At 68.7% G+C, this 15,578-nt stretch carries 13 protein-coding genes; 5 read left to right on the top strand and 8 right to left on the bottom strand.

From position 1 onward, the window contains the following. Nucleotides 1-158 precede the first annotated feature (158 nt). From J2X58_RS17490 to J2X58_RS17475, 4 genes are all read left to right on the top strand, one after another. Entirely contained in the window at nucleotides 159-1,529 is a 1,371-nt protein-coding gene (locus tag J2X58_RS17490) for a Do family serine endopeptidase (RefSeq protein ID WP_090180520.1), read from the top strand. Nucleotides 1,530-1,890: 361 nt separating this feature from the next. Then, nucleotides 1,891-3,396, top strand: a complete 1,506-nt coding sequence (locus J2X58_RS17485; RefSeq protein WP_310049891.1) for a substrate-binding domain-containing protein — start codon at nucleotides 1,891-1,893, stop codon at nucleotides 3,394-3,396. 3 nt (nucleotides 3,397-3,399) lie between these two features. Further along, nucleotides 3,400-4,098, top strand: a complete 699-nt coding sequence (locus tag J2X58_RS17480; RefSeq protein WP_090180514.1) for an HAD family hydrolase — start codon at nucleotides 3,400-3,402, stop codon at nucleotides 4,096-4,098. Nucleotides 4,099-4,159: 61 nt separating this feature from the next. Continuing rightward, a complete protein-coding gene (locus J2X58_RS17475; protein WP_310049888.1) occupies nucleotides 4,160-5,530 on the top strand; it encodes a leucyl aminopeptidase family protein in 1,371 nt (456 codons plus the stop codon). A 198-nt stretch (nucleotides 5,531-5,728) separates the two neighbouring features. Here the strand turns inward: J2X58_RS17475 and J2X58_RS17470 are convergent, their stop codons facing one another. Then, the gene (locus J2X58_RS17470) at nucleotides 5,729-6,037 is read right to left on the bottom strand and encodes a hypothetical protein (protein WP_310049886.1); all 309 of its coding nucleotides are present in this window, start codon (nucleotides 6,035-6,037) and stop codon (nucleotides 5,729-5,731) included. Between the two features lie 233 nt (nucleotides 6,038-6,270). On the opposite strand from J2X58_RS17470, the gene J2X58_RS17465 reads away from it, so the two are divergent. Further along, nucleotides 6,271-7,269, top strand: a complete 999-nt coding sequence (locus tag J2X58_RS17465; protein WP_310049884.1) for an alpha/beta hydrolase — start codon at nucleotides 6,271-6,273, stop codon at nucleotides 7,267-7,269. 58 nt (nucleotides 7,270-7,327) lie between these two features. Here J2X58_RS17465 and J2X58_RS17460 read toward each other — a convergent pair whose 3' ends face one another. The 7 genes from J2X58_RS17460 to J2X58_RS17430 all read right to left on the bottom strand — a co-directional run bounded on the left by J2X58_RS17460 (nucleotide 7,328) and on the right by J2X58_RS17430 (nucleotide 15,561). Continuing rightward, nucleotides 7,328-7,798: a DUF4019 domain-containing protein gene (locus J2X58_RS17460; protein ID WP_139206089.1), complete on the bottom strand. Its 471-nt coding sequence runs from the start codon at nucleotides 7,796-7,798 to the stop codon at nucleotides 7,328-7,330. A gap of 306 nt (nucleotides 7,799-8,104) precedes the next feature. Beyond that, entirely contained in the window at nucleotides 8,105-8,764 is a 660-nt protein-coding gene (locus J2X58_RS17455; protein WP_090055403.1) for a UTRA domain-containing protein, read from the bottom strand. 154 nt (nucleotides 8,765-8,918) lie between these two features. Beyond that, nucleotides 8,919-10,394, bottom strand: a complete 1,476-nt coding sequence (trpE, locus tag J2X58_RS17450; protein ID WP_090055406.1) for an anthranilate synthase component I — start codon at nucleotides 10,392-10,394, stop codon at nucleotides 8,919-8,921. A gap of 161 nt (nucleotides 10,395-10,555) precedes the next feature. Continuing rightward, nucleotides 10,556-12,553 (bottom strand): ATP-binding protein, encoded by a 1,998-nt coding sequence (locus J2X58_RS17445; protein WP_090055409.1) that lies wholly within the window; start codon nucleotides 12,551-12,553, stop codon nucleotides 10,556-10,558. 124 nt (nucleotides 12,554-12,677) lie between these two features. Continuing rightward, nucleotides 12,678-13,367: a proteobacterial dedicated sortase system response regulator gene (pdsR, locus tag J2X58_RS17440; RefSeq protein ID WP_090055412.1), complete on the bottom strand. Its 690-nt coding sequence runs from the start codon at nucleotides 13,365-13,367 to the stop codon at nucleotides 12,678-12,680. A 588-nt stretch (nucleotides 13,368-13,955) separates the two neighbouring features. After that, nucleotides 13,956-14,720 carry a hypothetical protein gene (locus tag J2X58_RS17435; RefSeq protein WP_310049876.1) on the bottom strand — a complete coding sequence of 255 codons (765 nt, stop codon included), beginning with the start codon at nucleotides 14,718-14,720 and terminating at the stop codon, nucleotides 13,956-13,958. 91 nt (nucleotides 14,721-14,811) lie between these two features. Next, nucleotides 14,812-15,561, bottom strand: a complete 750-nt coding sequence (locus tag J2X58_RS17430; RefSeq protein ID WP_310049874.1) for a hypothetical protein — start codon at nucleotides 15,559-15,561, stop codon at nucleotides 14,812-14,814. Between the last annotated feature and the right edge of the window lie 17 nt (nucleotides 15,562-15,578).

Raw genomic sequence — 15,578 nt, 5'->3', positions numbered from 1 at the left:
AACGAAGGAACACAAGATGTTGTGGTTGCGGCCGGTGTGTACCTTAAGCCCGGAGGGGGTCGATGTAAAGTGTCCGGGACGTACGTCTCAGGGGTTGAAACTGGTGGGCGGTGTCGTGGTCGAATGCGTCCCGGACACACCACTCAAGGAGCTTTCCCATGCCCGCCAGCACTTACCGGCGAACCACTGGCCTTGCCCTGTCTTTCGCCCTCGCGCTCGCCGCCGCGACGCCCGCGTTCGCGTCGCTGCCGGCGGCCGTCGACGGCCAGCCCGTGCCCTCGCTGGCACCGATGCTGGCGAAGGTGACCCCGGCCGTGGTGAACATCTCGACGAAGACGCGCGTGCGGGCACGCGATCCCTATTTCGACGATCCGTTGTTCGGCCAGTTGTTCGGAAACCAGGGCGTGCCGCGCGAGCGCGTGCAGCAGAGCCTGGGTTCGGGCGTGGTCGTCGACGCGGCCAAGGGCTACGTGCTGACCAACCACCATGTCGTGGGGGGCGCGGACGATATCACGGTCACGCTGCAGGATGGGCGCGATCTGAAGGCGAAGCTGATCGGCAGCGATCCGGATACCGACGTCGCCCTGCTGCAGGTGCCGGCGGAGCGCCTGCAGGCGCTGCCCATCGCGGATTCGTCGCAGCTGCGCGTCGGCGATTTCGTGGTGGCGGTGGGCGATCCGTTCGGACTCGGGCAGACGGCCACCTCGGGCATGGTCTCGGCGCTGGGCCGCTCGGGCCTGGGCAAGGGCTTCCAGAACTTCATCCAGACGGATGCGTCGATCAATCCCGGTAACTCCGGCGGCGCGCTGGTGAACCTGCGCGGCGAGCTGGTGGGCATCAACTCGATGATCTTCACGCCCTCGGGCGGGAACGTCGGCATCGGGTTCGCCATTCCCACCGATCTCGCCACCGGCGTGATGAAGCAGCTGCTGGCGTACGGGAAGGTGCGGCGCGGGAATCTGGGCGTGGAGGTGCAGGACATCACGCCGCGCATCGCGGCCGCGCTCGGGCTGAAGGACGCGGCGGGCGCCGTGGTGACGCGCGTGAACGACGGCTCGCCCGCCGATGGCGCAGGCTTGCAGACGGGCGACGTGCTGACGGCTGTCGACGGGAAGCCGGTGCGCGGGGCGCAGGACGTGCGCAACGCGGAAGGCTTGCTGCCGCTGGGGGCGAAGGTACGGCTGTCGGTGAAGCGCGACGGCGCCACGCGGGAGGTGGAAGCCACGGTCGCCGCGGCGAAGATCGCGACGCTGGATGGCGCGAAGGTGGATCCGCGGCTGGCGGGCGTCACGCTGAGCGACCTCACCGCGGAGCAGAAGGCGCAGGGGCTGTATGGCGTGGCGCTGAGCGGCATCAAGCGGGGCTCGCGTGCGGACGCCGCGGGGCTGGAGGATGGCGACATCGTGGTGGCCGTGTCGCAGCAGCGGGTGATGGGGGTGAAGAGCTTCCCGACCACGGGCAAGCTGGGCGGGCGGCAGCTGCTGCTGACCGTGGTGCGGGATGGTGGGGTGTATTACGCGGTGTTGTGACGTTCGATCGCCGATGCGATCGGCTCCCACCCGTTCGGTACGTGGGTGCTTCGCGAGCTTGCCCGCTGCGCGGGATCGCCGATGCGATCGGCTCCCACCCCTTCGGTAGGTGGGTGCTTCGCGAACGTGCCCGCTGCGCGGGATCGGCTCCTGCCCCTTCGATAGGTGGGTCTGGCTACCGGAGGGTGGGAGCCGATCGTATCGGCGATAGGCGCTTCGGGGTCCATGAACACCCCGACAGCCTACGTTCCGTTTCGCCTCGGCAGGATGTTGAATGACGTCAATGGCGCGCGGGGCCTCGATGGCCCACAATTGCGGCCTTGCTTGCCTGTCCCAGCCCCATCCGAGGTTCTTGCCGTCCATGTCTCTTCGTCTCGCGCGACTGTTCACCGCCACGCTGATCGGCCTTAGCGCCTCCGCCACCGTTCTTGCCGCGGGACCGCAACTGGTCTGGCGCGGCGACATCACCACCGCGCGCGGCGTGGTCACCGACGTCGCCAAGGCCTACGAGAAGGCCGGCAAGGGCAAGCTCGAACTGCAGCCGTTCAACACGGCCTCGGGCATCGACGCCGTCGCCAAGGGCACGGCGGACCTCGCCGGCTCGGCCCGCCCGGGCATCGGCGGCGCGGAGCAGTCGCTGACCTTCACGCCGGTGGCGTGGGACGCCCTGGTCATGGTCACCTACCCGTCCAACCCGGTGAGCAACATCACGCTCAAGCAGCTCCATGAGATCTACATGGGGCACATCACCAACTGGAAGGAGCTCGGCGGCAACGATGCCCCGATCAACCTCTACGCGGTGGCCAGCCCGGCCGACGGCGTGGAATACAGCCTGCGCAAGCTGCTCTTCGGTCGCGGCAACCAGCCGGTGGCCGCGCCGCGCCTCTACGTGAACGTGGCGAAGCTCGAAGAGGGCGTCACGCTCGACAAGCAGGGCCTCGGTGCCACGACCCTCGCGGGCGTCGCCTCGAACAAGAAGGTGAAGATCCTCTCGATCGACGGCGTCGCGCCCTCGATGTCGACGGTCGGCAGCGGCACCTACCCGCTGTACACCGAAATCTACCTGGTCACCAACGAGACCGGCCCGAAGGCCGCGGAAGCGAAGGACTTCGTGTCGTTCGTCACCTCCAGCGCCGGTAGCGCGCTGCTGCGTGCGCACAGCCTCGTGCCGTACGCCGACGGCGCCGCCCTCGCGTCGAAGGATGCCGCCCGCCGTGCCGCCATCGCTTCCACCGTCGGCACGCGTGCCAACGTGGGCCAGGCGATGACCACGCCGAGCGCCGCTCCGGCCGCCGCTCCGGCGCTCGCCGCCTCGGCCGTCGCGAAGGAAGCCGCGGTCGCCAAGGCGCAGGTCGCCGGCAAGGGCGCCAAGGCCGCGAAAGAAACCAAGGCGTCGGTCGCCACCACGGCCGAGCCGTCGCAGTTCGCCCACGTCGTCGCGAGCGTCACCACCACGGCGCACATGGGCTTCTTCGGCGTGCGCTCGGAAGCGTTCACCGCCTCGGACAACGCGAAGGCCGGCGGCAAGTTCGCCAAGGTGCTCGCCGATGCCGTCACCGTGAAGGGCAAGCCGGTCGCCAAGCCGGTGGTCACCGCTCCGGCGGATGCCTCGGAGAAGTCGAACGCCGTCGCGACGCCGAAGGTGGCGGAAGCCAAGCCGGCCGCGAAGCCGGCCAAGGCCGCCGTCGCGAAGGCCGCCGAGAAGAAGCCGGCCGCCGCCTCGCGCACGTACAAGGTGGCCCAGGGCGACACGCTCTACTCCATCGCGAAGAAGAACGCGGTGGACGTGAACCAGCTGCGCGCCATGAACGGCCTGAAGGACAACAACGTCCGCCTCGGCCAGGTGCTGAAGGTCGGCGCGCGCTAAGCCGTGCCCGTCCGCGCCGTCTCGCTCGACCTCGACGACACCCTGTGGCCGGTGCTTCCGGCCCTGATCGAGGCCGAGCACTGCGTCGACCGCTGGCTCAAGGAACATCACCCGGATGTCGCGACCGCATGGCCCATCGAGGCCATGCGCGAGCTCCGGGAGAAAGTGGCGCGGGAACACACGCACCTCTCGCACGATTTCAGCGAACAGCGGCGGATCACCATCCGCGAGGCGTTCGCGGCCTGCGGCATCGACGACGCGCCCGTCGACGAGCTCTGGCGCATTTATTTCGCGGCTCGTAACAATGTCGAGCTGTATCCCGACACTTTGCCCGCCCTCGAGCGCATCGCGTCGCGCATGCCGCTGGTCAGCATTTCCAACGGCAATGCGGATCTTGAAATAATCGGGCTGCACCACCTCTTCCATACGCGCCTCAACGCCAGCGGCGTGGGCGTGGCCAAGCCGCACCCGCAGATCTTCCTGGCAGCCGCCGAGGCCCTTGGCATGGCGCCCGAAGACATCCTCCACGTTGGCGACGATCCGCTGCTCGACGTCGTCGGCGCGCGGGAAGCAGGCATGCGCACGGTGTGGCTCAACCGCACGGGCGAGCGCTGGTCGCATGGGCCGGCACCGGATCTCGAATTCGCCGACATGGCATCGCTCGCCGACTGGATTGACGCAGCGGCGGCGGACGGCCGCTAGAATAGCGTTTCACCGACGAAACATTTGACGCGGTTGGCAACCGCGAGGCACGGGAGGCCTGATGTCACCGCTCATCGAACGCAAATCCGGAAAACGCATCGCCATCGAGGCCGTCGACGCTTCGAGCATGGCAGCCGCCGAGGGCCGACTGGACGCGACACAGCGCCGTTGGCTGACCTCCACCGGATTCCGTCCGACACCCGGTTCGCTGGTCGTGGTGCCGGGCCCGAAGGGCGAGATCGCCCGCGTGCTCGTCGGCGTCGATCGTCGTCATCCGCTGATGGCGCTGGGCGCCCTGCCGTATCGCTTGCCCGAGGGTGTGTACGATCTCGACGCCGAGAGCGTCATCGACGACGTCGAACTCGCCGCGCTGGGCTGGGCGTTGGGTGCCTATCGCTTCGATCGCTACCGCACGTACGACCGCAAGCCGGCGCAGCTGGCCGTCACGCCCGCGACGCTGCGCGCGGTCGCTCCGCTCATCGCCGCGACGGCGCAGGTGCGCGACCTGGTCAACACGCCCACCGAGGACATGGGGCCGGAAGATCTTTCTAGGGCCATCCACGCGCACGCCGACACGCACGGCGCGAAGGTGCAGGAGTGGGTGGGCGACGAACTGCTCGAGGCGAACTTCCCCACGATCCATGCCGTGGGTCGCGCGAGCCATCGTGCGCCGCGATTGATCGAGCTCACCTGGGGCAAGAACTCGAACCCGAAGCTCGTCATCGTCGGCAAGGGCGTGTGCTTCGATACCGGCGGCCTCGACATCAAGCCGGCCGATGGCATGCGCTGGATGAAAAAGGACATGGGGGGCGCCGCGCACGCGATCGCGCTCGCCGGCCTGGTGATGCAGGCGAAGCTGCCGGTGCGCCTGACGCTGCTGGTGCCCGCCGTGGAGAACGCGATCGCGGGCAACGCGATGCGTCCGGGCGAAGTGATCCGCACGCGCGCGGGCCATGCGGTGGAGGTGGACAACACCGACGCCGAGGGCCGTCTGGTGCTGTGCGACGCGCTGGCTTACGCCGTGGAGCAGGTGCCCGACCTGATCGTGGATTTCGCCACGCTGACGGGCGCCGCGCGCGTGGCGCTCGGTCCGGAACTGCCGGCGCTGTTCACCAATCGCGATTCGCTGGCCGACAGCGTGATCGACGCGGCCGAGTCCGTGCACGATCCGTTGTGGCGTCTGCCGTTGTGGCGCCCGTACCGTCGGATGCTGGAGTCGGGCATCGCGGACTTCGCGAACGCGGGACCTTCGAGGCACGCCGGTGCGATCACCGCGGCGCTGTATCTGGAGCGTTTTGTGCCGGACAGCCAGAACTGGATGCACCTGGACACGTACTCGTGGAACGACGGCGATCGGCCGGCGCATCCCCGCGGAGGCGAGGCGCAGGGATTGCGGGCGTTTTTCCGGTTCTTGTCGGAGCGGTATTCCTGAGCGGTCACCGTAGGAGCGCGCCCTGCGCGGTCATGCCCTTTGGGTAAGACATGTTTGAGGCCATGAGCTACAGGGCGTGCTGCTCTTCGTGAGAGGCCCCGGGATGTGGCTCCTCGCGAAAAGATGTCGCGCGCAGGGCGCGCTCCTACTGCGCGGCTCGGGGTTGAACGCGCGCGGATGCCTCTCGCTGGGCGATTCCTACGATTGCTCGGCTTCGCTCTGCTGCGCGCGCTTTTCCTTCCACGCCACGACCGAGCGCAGATTGCGCTCCAGTTCCGCGATCGTCAGCGGGAAGTAGTTGTCGTCGCCCTCGCGCGCCTGCCAGCTGGCGATGCGCTTTTCCGCGCCACCCACGCCGGCGGCGACAAGCGCCGCGCGCACGTCGGACGGATCGAGATCCGTCGCCTGCAGGATCAGCTGCCAGAGCCAGTTCATGCGCTGCGGATCGACGCCGCGCGTCATCGGGGGGCGGGTATAGACGTGGTTCGTTGAGTCGAAGTCGGGCATCTCGAGCTTCCTGCGTGGCGCGTTTCGAGGAGTATGCCATCGGCCTCGGGGATGGCTATCGGAATATGGCGGGAACACGGGGCGGTATCGGCTTTCCATGCCCGGCGGTGCCCGCGTCGGCGGGGCGAGCTTGCCCGCTGCCGCGGAATCGCCGATGCGATCGGCGATTCGTACGTGACGGAACGTTGCAGGCCTTGCGGTAGCCTGCACCGATGCCTCACCGGAGACTTCCGATGCTTCGCCCACTCGTCACCGCCCTGCTCCTCGCCGCCACCCTACCCGCCCTCGCCGACGACGCTCCGAAGGCCGAAGCCCTCGGCGCGCGACTGGAACGTGCCGAATATCCCTATCCCGTGTCGATGTTCCCGGTGAAGAGTCAGGGGCAGGCGCTGGAGATGGCGTACATGGACCTGAAGCCGGAACACCCGAACGGCCGGACGGCGGTGCTTCTGCATGGAAAGAATTTCTGCGGGCCGTATTGGGCGGCGACGGCCGAACACCTGCGTGCGAAGGGGTTCCGCGTGGTGATCCCCGATCAGGTGGGCTTCTGCAAATCGTCGAAGCCGCGCGGGTATCAGTACAGCTTTCACCAGCTCGCGGCGAACACGCACGACCTGCTGGCGAGCCTCGGCGTCGAAAAGGCGACGGTGGTCGCGCATTCGATGGGTGGGATGCTTGGCGCGCGGTATGCGCTGATGTATCCGCAGGGCGTGGAGAAACTCGTGCTCGTCGATCCGATCGGGCTTGAGGACTGGAAGGCTAAGGGCGTGCCCTGGCGCAGCGTCGACGCGTGGTACGCCAGCGAGCTAAAGACGTCGTACGCGAGCATCAAGGCGTATCAGCTGAAGAGCTACTACGACGGCAAGTGGAAGCCGGAGTACGACCGCTGGGCGCTCATGCAGGCGGGGATGTACGAAGGGGACGGGCGCGAGGCGTCCGCGTGGGCCGGCGCGCTGACGTACGACATGATCTATACGCAGCCAGTCGTGTACGAGTTTCCGGACATCCGCGTGCCGACGGCGTTGATCATCGGGCAGCGGGACCGCACGGCGATCGGCAGGGACGGCACGCCCGCCGATGTCGCGGCGAAGCTTGGAGACTACCCGACGCTCGGCAAGGAGGCCGCGTCGCGCATTCCCGGCGCGACGCTGGTGCCGCTGGACGGGCTGGGGCATTCGCCGATGATCGAGGCGCCGGAGCGGTTCTATCGGGCGCTGGATGGCGTGTTGTGACGGGATCGCGAGCACCCGTCGCGCGTGAACGCGCTCCCACCCGAAGTTGGGTGGGCGATTACTGCGAGAGGCTGATCTCGCGTTGCACCGGGCGGATGACGTAGCCCACCGGGAGCCAGCCGCCGCTGCCGGGCGCGAGCGAGACGGTCTCGAAGATGACCGCGCGGGCATAGTGCGCGACGAAGATCACGTTGAGGTAATCGCCCGCGGGCAGGCCGGCGGGATCGCGCACGCGGGTGACTTCGAACCATTCGCGCCCGACGAGCGCCCCGCGATCGAGGCGGATCTTGCGCAGGTAGCGCACCCACTCCGCGCGGGGGACGAGCTTCTGCATCATCGCGCCGGCTTCGAGCCACATCGCGTCGGGCCGGCGCCCGTCGGACATGCGCACCCAATGCGTGGCGCAGCTGACCGCAAGGTCGAGGGAGTTGGGCTGCGGCCCGAGCTTCGGCGCGTTGCTGATGCTCAGCAGCGAGGCGTAGCCGCTGGCGCCGCGGAAGGCGGGCGCAGGGGGCTTGCGCTTTGGCATCGGCACCGAGGACACGGGTCGCGCTCCGGGAGGGGTCGGGGACAGCTTCCGGCGGTCCGGCGCGGGTGCCAAGTCGGCCGGATGGGATACGCGGGTTGGTGGGGTGCGGCCAGGGTGCCCGCTGCCGCGGGAAATCGCCGATGCGATCGGCTCCCACCCCTTCGGTAGGTGCGATATCGCGAGGGTGCCCGCTGCCGCGGGATCGCCGATGCGATCGGCTCCCACCCCCTTCGGTAGGTAGGACTGGCTACCGGAGGGTGGGAGCCGATCGTATCGGCGATTCCTGCGAAGCGCGGCCCGCAGGTATCAACGACGGCCGAAGGCCAGCACCTCGTCGGTGTAGGTTTCGACCACCAGGCTGAAGGGCTGGTTGGTCTCGGTGTAGAGCACCGCACGATGGCGAAGCACGTCGTGCGGGATCGCGAGGCGGGCGTCGCGCGCGGGCGGCAACGGCGCGTCCATCTCCCAGCCGGTGGGCAGCGGGGACCACAACAGTTCCGCGCTGATCGTCTGGCGACGGAAATGCAGCGCCTGGACGACCTTGCCGAACGGCTGGTCGGTGGTGTCGAGGATCTGGTTCATTTCCGGCGTGAGGCGCGCGGGCACGTACCAGTTGTCGGCTTCCGAGAGCACGCGCTCGCCGCAGGCGAGCTGCACGCGGCGGTAGCGCACGGGTTCGTCCTTGCCGATCCCGAGCGTTTCGCGGGCGTCGTCCGGCAATGGTTTGTCCTGGCCCTTGATGCGATGCGCGACGATCTTCGCCTCCGGCGCCAGCCCGTGGGCACCGCACCAGCGTTCGAGCGTGAGGGTCGCGCTGGGGTGACTGAGCAGATCCGCGTTGAACGACTGCAGCAGCGCCAGCACCTGCGTGCGGGAGGCCACGTCGTCCTTCCACGGCTCGCGCGCTTGCGCGGTGGCGGCGAGGACGGCGAGGGAGGTGGCGGCGATCAGGGTTCGGGTGGTCATGGTTGGCGATGCCTGTACCGGATTGTCTGGACGATGGTCTCGTAGGAGCGCGCCCTGCGCGCGACAGCTTCTCGCGAAGCGCCGCAGGACCTGTCGCGCGCGGCCCCAAAAGATGTCGCGCGCAGGGCGCGCTCCTACGTGCTCGGTCGAATGATCAGAGGCCCTTGGCGGCCTGGGCCACCGCGCGGAACAGCGCGCGGCCCTTGTTCATGGTTTCTTCCCACTCGGCGCCGGGGTCGGAGTCGTAGACCACGCCGCCGCCGGCCTGCACGTGGAGGCGGCCGTCCTGGATGACGGCGGTGCGGATGGCGATCGCGGTATCCGCGTCGCCCCACCAGCCGAGCCAGCCGATGGCGCCGGCGTAGATGTTGCGCTTGAAGGGCTCGAGCTCCTGGATGATCTCCAGCGCGCGGATCTTCGGCGCGCCGCTAACCGTGCCGGCGGGGAACGTGGCCTTGATGACGTCCATGTAGCTGAGGTCGTCCTTGATGTCGCCTTCCACCTGCGACACGATGTGCATCACGTGCGAATAGCGCTCGACGACGAACGATTCCGAGAGCTCCACGCTGCCCGTCTGGCTCACCCGGCCCACGTCGTTGCGGCCGAGGTCGATCAGCATGAGGTGCTCGGCGCGTTCCTTCGGATCGGCGAGCAGCTCGGTTTCCAGCGCGATGTCCTCGGCGTCGTCCTTGCCGCGACGACGCGTGCCGGCGATGGGGCGCAGCACCACGCGGCCGTTCTTCAGACGCACGAGGATCTCCGGCGACGATCCGACGATCTGCGTCGCGCCGATGTCGATGAAATACATGTACGGCGACGGGTTCGTCGCGCGCAGCGCGCGGTAGACATCGACGGGGCGTGCGTTGAAACCGATGCTCAGGCGCTGCGACGGCACCACCTGGAAGATGTCGCCGGCGCGGATGTATTCCTGCGCCTTGCGCACCACGTCCTCGTACTCCTCGCGCGTGAACGACGATTTGAAATCGGATTCGTCGAGCGCGGCGGGCTGGAGCATCTGCGGGTACGAGACGCCGGCCTGGCGCAGGCGGAAGGCGAGCGCGTCGAGGCGGCGGGAGGCTTCGGCGTACGCCTGCGGGCGTGACGGGTCGGCGTGGACGATGAGGTACAGGCGGCCCTTGAGGTTGTCGAACACCGCGACTTCGTCGGCGAGCATCAGCAGCACGTCGGGCGTGCCGAGTTCGTCGCGCTTGTCCCACTGGGCGAGGCGCTTTTCGATGTAGCCGATGGTCTCGAAGCCGAAATAACCGACGAGGCCGCCGGTGAAGTCGGGCAGGCCGGGGAGCTTCGGCACGTCGTACTGCTTGCGCAGCGCCTCGATCTCCGCGAGGGGATCGTCGAGGTGGCGGCGTTCGACCACTTCGCCGCTCTCCTCCACTTCGAGCTCGTGCCCGCGGAGGCGATACACGCGCCGGGCCGGCAGGCCAATGATGGAATGACGTCCCCAGGTCGCGCCGCCTTCCACGGATTCGAAGAGGAAGGTGTACGGGCCATCGGCGAGCTTGAGGTACACCGACAGCGGCGTGTCGAGGTCGGAGAAGACCTCGCGCACCAGCGGAATGCGGGTGTGGCCCTGCGCGGCGTAGGCGTCGAACTGTTCGCGGGAGATCATGGGGTCGTGGGGGCGACGTGTTGGGGTGAACGGTCGATTGTAGCCCCGACGGTCACCGACAGGAGCCCGCCTCACGCGTTTATGTCCTTTGACTTGCGCCCGGCGAAAAGATGTCGCGCGCAGGGCGCGCTCCTACCGGCCCTGTGCACTCCGTGGGGCACTCACGCCAGCCGCTGGCGGGGCATGCCCTTGAGGTGGAGGGTGAAGGCCACGCCGTCGTCGATATTTCTTGCGCTGGCGAGGCCCTGGTGGCGCTCGGCCACGAGGCGCACCACGTACAGGCCCAGGCCCAGGTGCGGGGCGTCGCCGGGGGTGGCCTTGTCGCGCAGGCTCACCAGCGAATCGAACAGGCGGCCCTGCATGGCGGCGGGCAGCGGCGGACCCTGGTTGGCCAGCTCGATGTCGGCGCCTTCGGGCGTGGGGCGCAGCGCGATGCGCATCCAGCCGCCGGGTGGCGTGAACGACAGCGCGTTGTCGAACAGCTTGTCGAGCGCCTGCGCGATGAGCTCGGGCGCGACGTGCATGAAGACGGGCGTGGCGGGCATCTCGGCCGTGAGCTTCCGGTTGCCCGTGAGGTTGCGGTAGCCCTCGGCGCAGCCACGGACGATGTCCGCGAGGTCGACGTCCTCGGCCTCGGCCGCGGCGATCGCGCGCTCCATGCGGCTGGCTTCGCTCATGGCGCGAACCAGCGCTCCGAGGCGCGCCACGCCGTCGCGTGCGCGGGCGAGGTAGGGCTCGGCTTCGGCGGGCAGGCCGGCGTGGTCGAGGTTGTCGAGCGAGGATTTGACGATCGCCAGCGGCGTGTTGAGCTCGTGCGAGAGCTTGGACGCGAGCGTGCGCAGGTAATCCGTATAGCCGCCCACCACCTCGAACAGGCGCTCGAAGCTGCGCGCCAGATCGCCGAGTTCGTCGGTGGCGTCCGTGAGGGGGAACGGGCCGTCGAGACGGCCGTCGTTGTCCTGCGCGCGCTCGGCGGCGTTGCGCAGGCGGCGCAAGCGGATGGTGAGACGCGTGGCGAAGAGCAGCAGCACGCCGCCCGCGACGAGCAGCACGGCGAAGCTCGTCAGCAGCAGGCCGAACAGCGCGCGGTTGGCGAGCAGCGGCACGGCGCGGCTCGGTTGTTCGAGCAGCACCACGCCGTGCAGCTTGCCGCGCATCTGGATCGGCATCGCGGCGGCGAGCACGACGCTGCCGCGCGCTTCGCCCGCGCGCCACGCGGTGGCGGGTTTGCCTTGCAGGGCCTCGCGCACCTCGGGCAGATCGATGCGCGGCGCATCCTCGGCCCAGGCGCTGTCGGCATCGAGCCGCGTGGCGAGCAGCGAGCGGTAGACGAGCGACGCGAACCATCCGGGGCGCTCGCTGTACGGAAGATCCGGCAGCTGCAGCTTGCCGCTCTGCGCCATCAGCCATGCGCCGTCCGAGAGCACGCGCACGCGGACGCCATCGGGTGCGAGGCGTGCGATTTCCTGGGACAGCGCGGGCGAGAAGTCGAGCAACGGGCGACTTTCGGCGGTGAGCGGCTCGTGGTCGCCATCGGCGATGACATGGACGCCGAGGCCAAAGCGGTCGAGCCGCAGTCCACGCGGCAGGCGGAACTCCGCGCGGAAGCCGCTGCCGTCTTCCTGCCATTGCGCGTTGATGCGGTCGGGCAGCACGCCGGCCTCGGCGTCGAGCGCGATCGCCGTGGTGGCGCCGGGGGCCGCGCTGGCGAGCAGGTAGCGTTGCGCGTCGTCGCCGCTGCCGATGGCCACGATGAGGTGGTCGGCGTTGAGCGCGAGGCGATCGGTGGCGTCGGCGCGGTGCCGCTGCGGCGCCCGGACGTCGATGAAGAAATAGAGCCAGTGGTCGTCTTCCGCGAGGATCACGCGCGCGTTGCGACCGAAGGTCTGCGCCCAGGGACTGAGCGCGGCGAGGTCGTCGCCGTAGCCGTCGACGGCGATGGGCACGGCGGTGCGCTGCACGTACCACGCGGGGCCCGCGGGCGGCAGCGGCGCGTCGACCACGACGAGGCTGCGGGCCATCGCGCGCGCGGAGGCGACGAGCGCCTGCGCCTGGCCTTCGCGCAGGAGCGTTTCCATCTGGCGCACGTAGAGCCAGCCGGCGACCGGGAGGGCCAGCGTGCAGAGGGCGACGAGGAGGAGTTTCTGGCGGAGGGTCATGGGGAACCCGTAGGAGCGCGCCCTGCGCGCGACAGCTTCTCGCGAAGAGCCGCAGGACCTGTCGCGCACGGCTCCAGAAGATGTCGCGCGCAGGGCGCGCTCCTACCGAGGATGGTCGGGGGTGTCACGGGGTCCAGCGGTAGCCGACGCCGTGCACGGTTTCGATCGCGTCGAAATCGGGCGCCAGCGCGACGAACTTCTTGCGGATGCGCTTGATGTGCGAGGTGATCGTGGCGTCGTCGACCACGAGCTCCGCTTCGCGCATGAGCTGGTCGCGATTCTTCACGTGGCCGGGGAAACGCACGAGGGTGTGCACCATCCAGAACTCGGTGACGGTGAGCGGGATCTCGATGCCGTTCCACAGCACGCGCATGCGTTCGGATTCCAGCTTCAGCGGCCCGTGCTCGATCACGGTCTCCGACGCCGTCGGCGTCTTCAGCGACTCGATGCGACGGAACAGCGCCGCGATGCGCGCGGCGAGCTGATGGAGGCTGGTGTCCTTCGAGAGGTAGTCGTCGGCGCCGAGGCGCAGGCCCGAGATCACGTCGAAATCGGAATCGCGCGCCGTGAGGAAGATGATCGGCAAGGTGGCCGACTTCGCGCGCAGCTCGCGGCACAGGTCGAAACCGCCTTCCGGCTCGTCGCCGAGGCCGATGTCGATGATCACGAGCTCGGGCAGGCGCATGGCGAACGCGTTGGACGCCTCGCCGCGCGAGCCGTAGCCGCGCGCCTCGTAACCGAATCGGTTCAGCGCCTCGACGTAATTCGCGCGGATCAGGGGTTCGTCTTCGACGATGGCGATACTGCGGGCCATGGGGCGCTTCCGGTGAGTGGATCGGACTGCGCGCAGGGTGCTATGCGGCCGCCCCATCTGCAAGGCCCGTGCCCGATTTGCCCGCGTTTCGCCTCGTGGCGCGCCGGGTCCGGGCCGCGTCCGGCGCGTCACGAAAACTTTGCCATCCATTTGCCATAAACCGTCTGCGGAATGCCCTACAGGGGACGTTCCTGCCGCCGTCATCGGCGTTCAACTGTCCATGACGGCGCACCGACCGGCGCCGGAGGAGAACCCATGAAGACCAAACCCGACGCCGACAACACCGAACTCGATCGCGACTTCGAGCCCCTGCGCGTGGCCCTCGCCCTTGGCGCCCTGGCTCTTGGCCTGCTCTTCGGCATGCATTGACGGAGGAAGCTCATGGATCTCTTCGACGACTTCGTGGAACCGGCCATGGAAGGTCATGGCGCGGCTGGCGCGCACGGAAGCGCGCCAGCCGCCGGGGCGGCGGAACCCGACCCGAACTGGCAGCCGGTCTGACCGGTCACCCTTTCCCCCTGAGACGCTCCTGACGGAGCCTCCCTTCACTCCCCCAGCCGCCTGGCCGGGGGAGCTTTTTGTCGCGCGTCACCGCGGCGCCTTGACCGCACCTGCCACCTGACCGATCGCCACGTAGCCCGGCTGCACCTCGCCGACCGTCACCGTGCCGACCATGCCGCGGAAGTACTCGTCGGCGTCGTTCTTGATCATCTTCCCGACGGAGTAGCCGGAGACACCGCCGACGCGCGAGGTGTCGGTACCGTCCCCGAACTGGCCGGTCGGGTCGCCCGGCGGGGTGAGGCCCGCGATGAAGACGGAGCCGCCGAAGAACGAGGCGGCCTCGATCATGCGCATCTCCGACTGGTAACGACGGTGGGCGCGGACGCCCGCGCTGGTGTCGGCGTAGTTTTCGCGCAGATCCTTCCAGTACACGTTCGCCTGGGCGCGCTCCTCGGCCGTGCTTTCGAGATACGCGCGGGCGAAGGCTGCTTCGTACTTCGGATCGTGGCGCTCGGCCGCGATGGCGAGCCAGGCGATGCCGAGCGGACGGTTCACCCTGCCCTCGTCGCCGTTGTAGTACATGAGGCCCAGGATGTACTGCGCCGGTTTGCTGGCCCAGTAGGCAGCGTCGCGCAGGCGCTCGGCGGCGAGGTTGTTGTGGCCTTTGCCGAAATCGCGGACCGCGGCGCAGAAATAGTATTCACCCGGGAGGAGCCGCTCCAGGCCGGTGGCGCAGTAGCGCACGGTCTGGCGGATCACGTCCTTGGGATTCGAAGGAGACGCCTCGCCGGCGATCGCGCCAGCGGCGAAGACGGTGCAGAGCAGGGATAACGCGATACGCCTTACCGACATGATGTCCTTCTCCCGTGGTCGTGTTTCCGTGGGTGGGTAGGAGGCGGCTCCTCGCGAGAAGATGTCCCGCGCAGGGCGCGCTCCTACCGGGTCAGTCGTTGGAGGGTTTCGGCGTCCGGGCCGCGATGGTGCCGATGGGTACGAGTTCGGCGTCGCCCACGAAGACGTGGCTGTTGTAGCCGTAGAAGTAGATGGCCTTCTGACTCTGCAGCAGGCGGCCGAGCGAGAAGCCGCTCTGCAGCGGTGCGTCCTCGGCGAAGCCGTAACCGTAGGGGATCGTCACGCCGTCGATGAAGACGCTGCCGCCGAAGTTGGTGGCCCAGGCGATCTGCTGGTATTCGCGATCGAAGCGGCGCTCCGCGCGGGGAGCGGCGACGGCGTCCGCGTAGGTTTCCTTCAGCTCCTGCCAGTACGCATTGGCCTGCGCACGCTCTTCGGGCGTGACCTGCTGGAAGGCGGAGATGAACGCGGGCTCGTAGGACGGATCGTGACGCTCCGCCGCGAGCGCCAGCCAGGCGAGTCCAAGCGGACGGTTGCGCTGCGCGTGGTCGCCGTTGAAGTACATGACGCCAAGGGCGTACTGCGCGGGTTTGCTGGCCCAGCGCGCGGCATCCTTGAGGCTTTCGCGGGCGAGGCCTTCGTGCCCGCTCCAGTAGCTGCGGGCCGCGGAGCAGAAGTAGTAGTCGCCCGGGAGGAAGCGCTCGAGTCCGCCGGGACACGGCATCAGCGATTTCGCGACGACGTCTTTCTGATCGGGCAAGGGCTGCGGACGCTGGCCGGCGAGGGCCGCCATCGGCGTGGCCAGAACGAGGAGCAAGGCAAGAACGGACGACGACTTCATCAGCGTATCCTCCATGG

It is taken from the genome of Luteibacter sp. 3190 (assembly GCF_031456385.1).
GTDB lineage: Bacteria > Pseudomonadota > Gammaproteobacteria > Xanthomonadales > Rhodanobacteraceae > Luteibacter.
The sequence above is the reverse complement of the archived record's forward strand: the minus strand, read 5'-3'. Positions and strand labels throughout refer to the sequence as shown.

What these genes read in the sequence shown, in the direction of transcription:
- pdsR (WP_090055412.1), bottom strand. Translation starts at nt 13,367, where the DNA reads ATGGCCCGCAGTATCGCCATCGTCGAAGACGAACCCCTGATCCGCGCG.
- trpE (WP_090055406.1), bottom strand. Translation starts at nt 10,394, where the DNA reads ATGATCTCCCGCGAACAGTTCGACGCCTACGCCGCGCAGGGCCACACC.
- J2X58_RS17490 (WP_090180520.1), top strand. Translation starts at nt 159, where the DNA reads ATGCCCGCCAGCACTTACCGGCGAACCACTGGCCTTGCCCTGTCTTTC.
- J2X58_RS17435 (WP_310049876.1), bottom strand. Translation starts at nt 14,720, where the DNA reads ATGTCGGTAAGGCGTATCGCGTTATCCCTGCTCTGCACCGTCTTCGCC.
- J2X58_RS17460 (WP_139206089.1), bottom strand. Translation starts at nt 7,798, where the DNA reads ATGCCAAAGCGCAAGCCCCCTGCGCCCGCCTTCCGCGGCGCCAGCGGC.
- J2X58_RS17475 (WP_310049888.1), top strand. Translation starts at nt 4,160, where the DNA reads ATGTCACCGCTCATCGAACGCAAATCCGGAAAACGCATCGCCATCGAG.
- J2X58_RS17455 (WP_090055403.1), bottom strand. Translation starts at nt 8,764, where the DNA reads ATGACCACCCGAACCCTGATCGCCGCCACCTCCCTCGCCGTCCTCGCC.
- J2X58_RS17430 (WP_310049874.1), bottom strand. Translation starts at nt 15,561, where the DNA reads ATGAAGTCGTCGTCCGTTCTTGCCTTGCTCCTCGTTCTGGCCACGCCG.
- J2X58_RS17465 (WP_310049884.1), top strand. Translation starts at nt 6,271, where the DNA reads ATGCTTCGCCCACTCGTCACCGCCCTGCTCCTCGCCGCCACCCTACCC.
- J2X58_RS17445 (WP_090055409.1), bottom strand. Translation starts at nt 12,553, where the DNA reads ATGACCCTCCGCCAGAAACTCCTCCTCGTCGCCCTCTGCACGCTGGCC.
- J2X58_RS17485 (WP_310049891.1), top strand. Translation starts at nt 1,891, where the DNA reads ATGTCTCTTCGTCTCGCGCGACTGTTCACCGCCACGCTGATCGGCCTT.
- J2X58_RS17470 (WP_310049886.1), bottom strand. Translation starts at nt 6,037, where the DNA reads ATGCCCGACTTCGACTCAACGAACCACGTCTATACCCGCCCCCCGATG.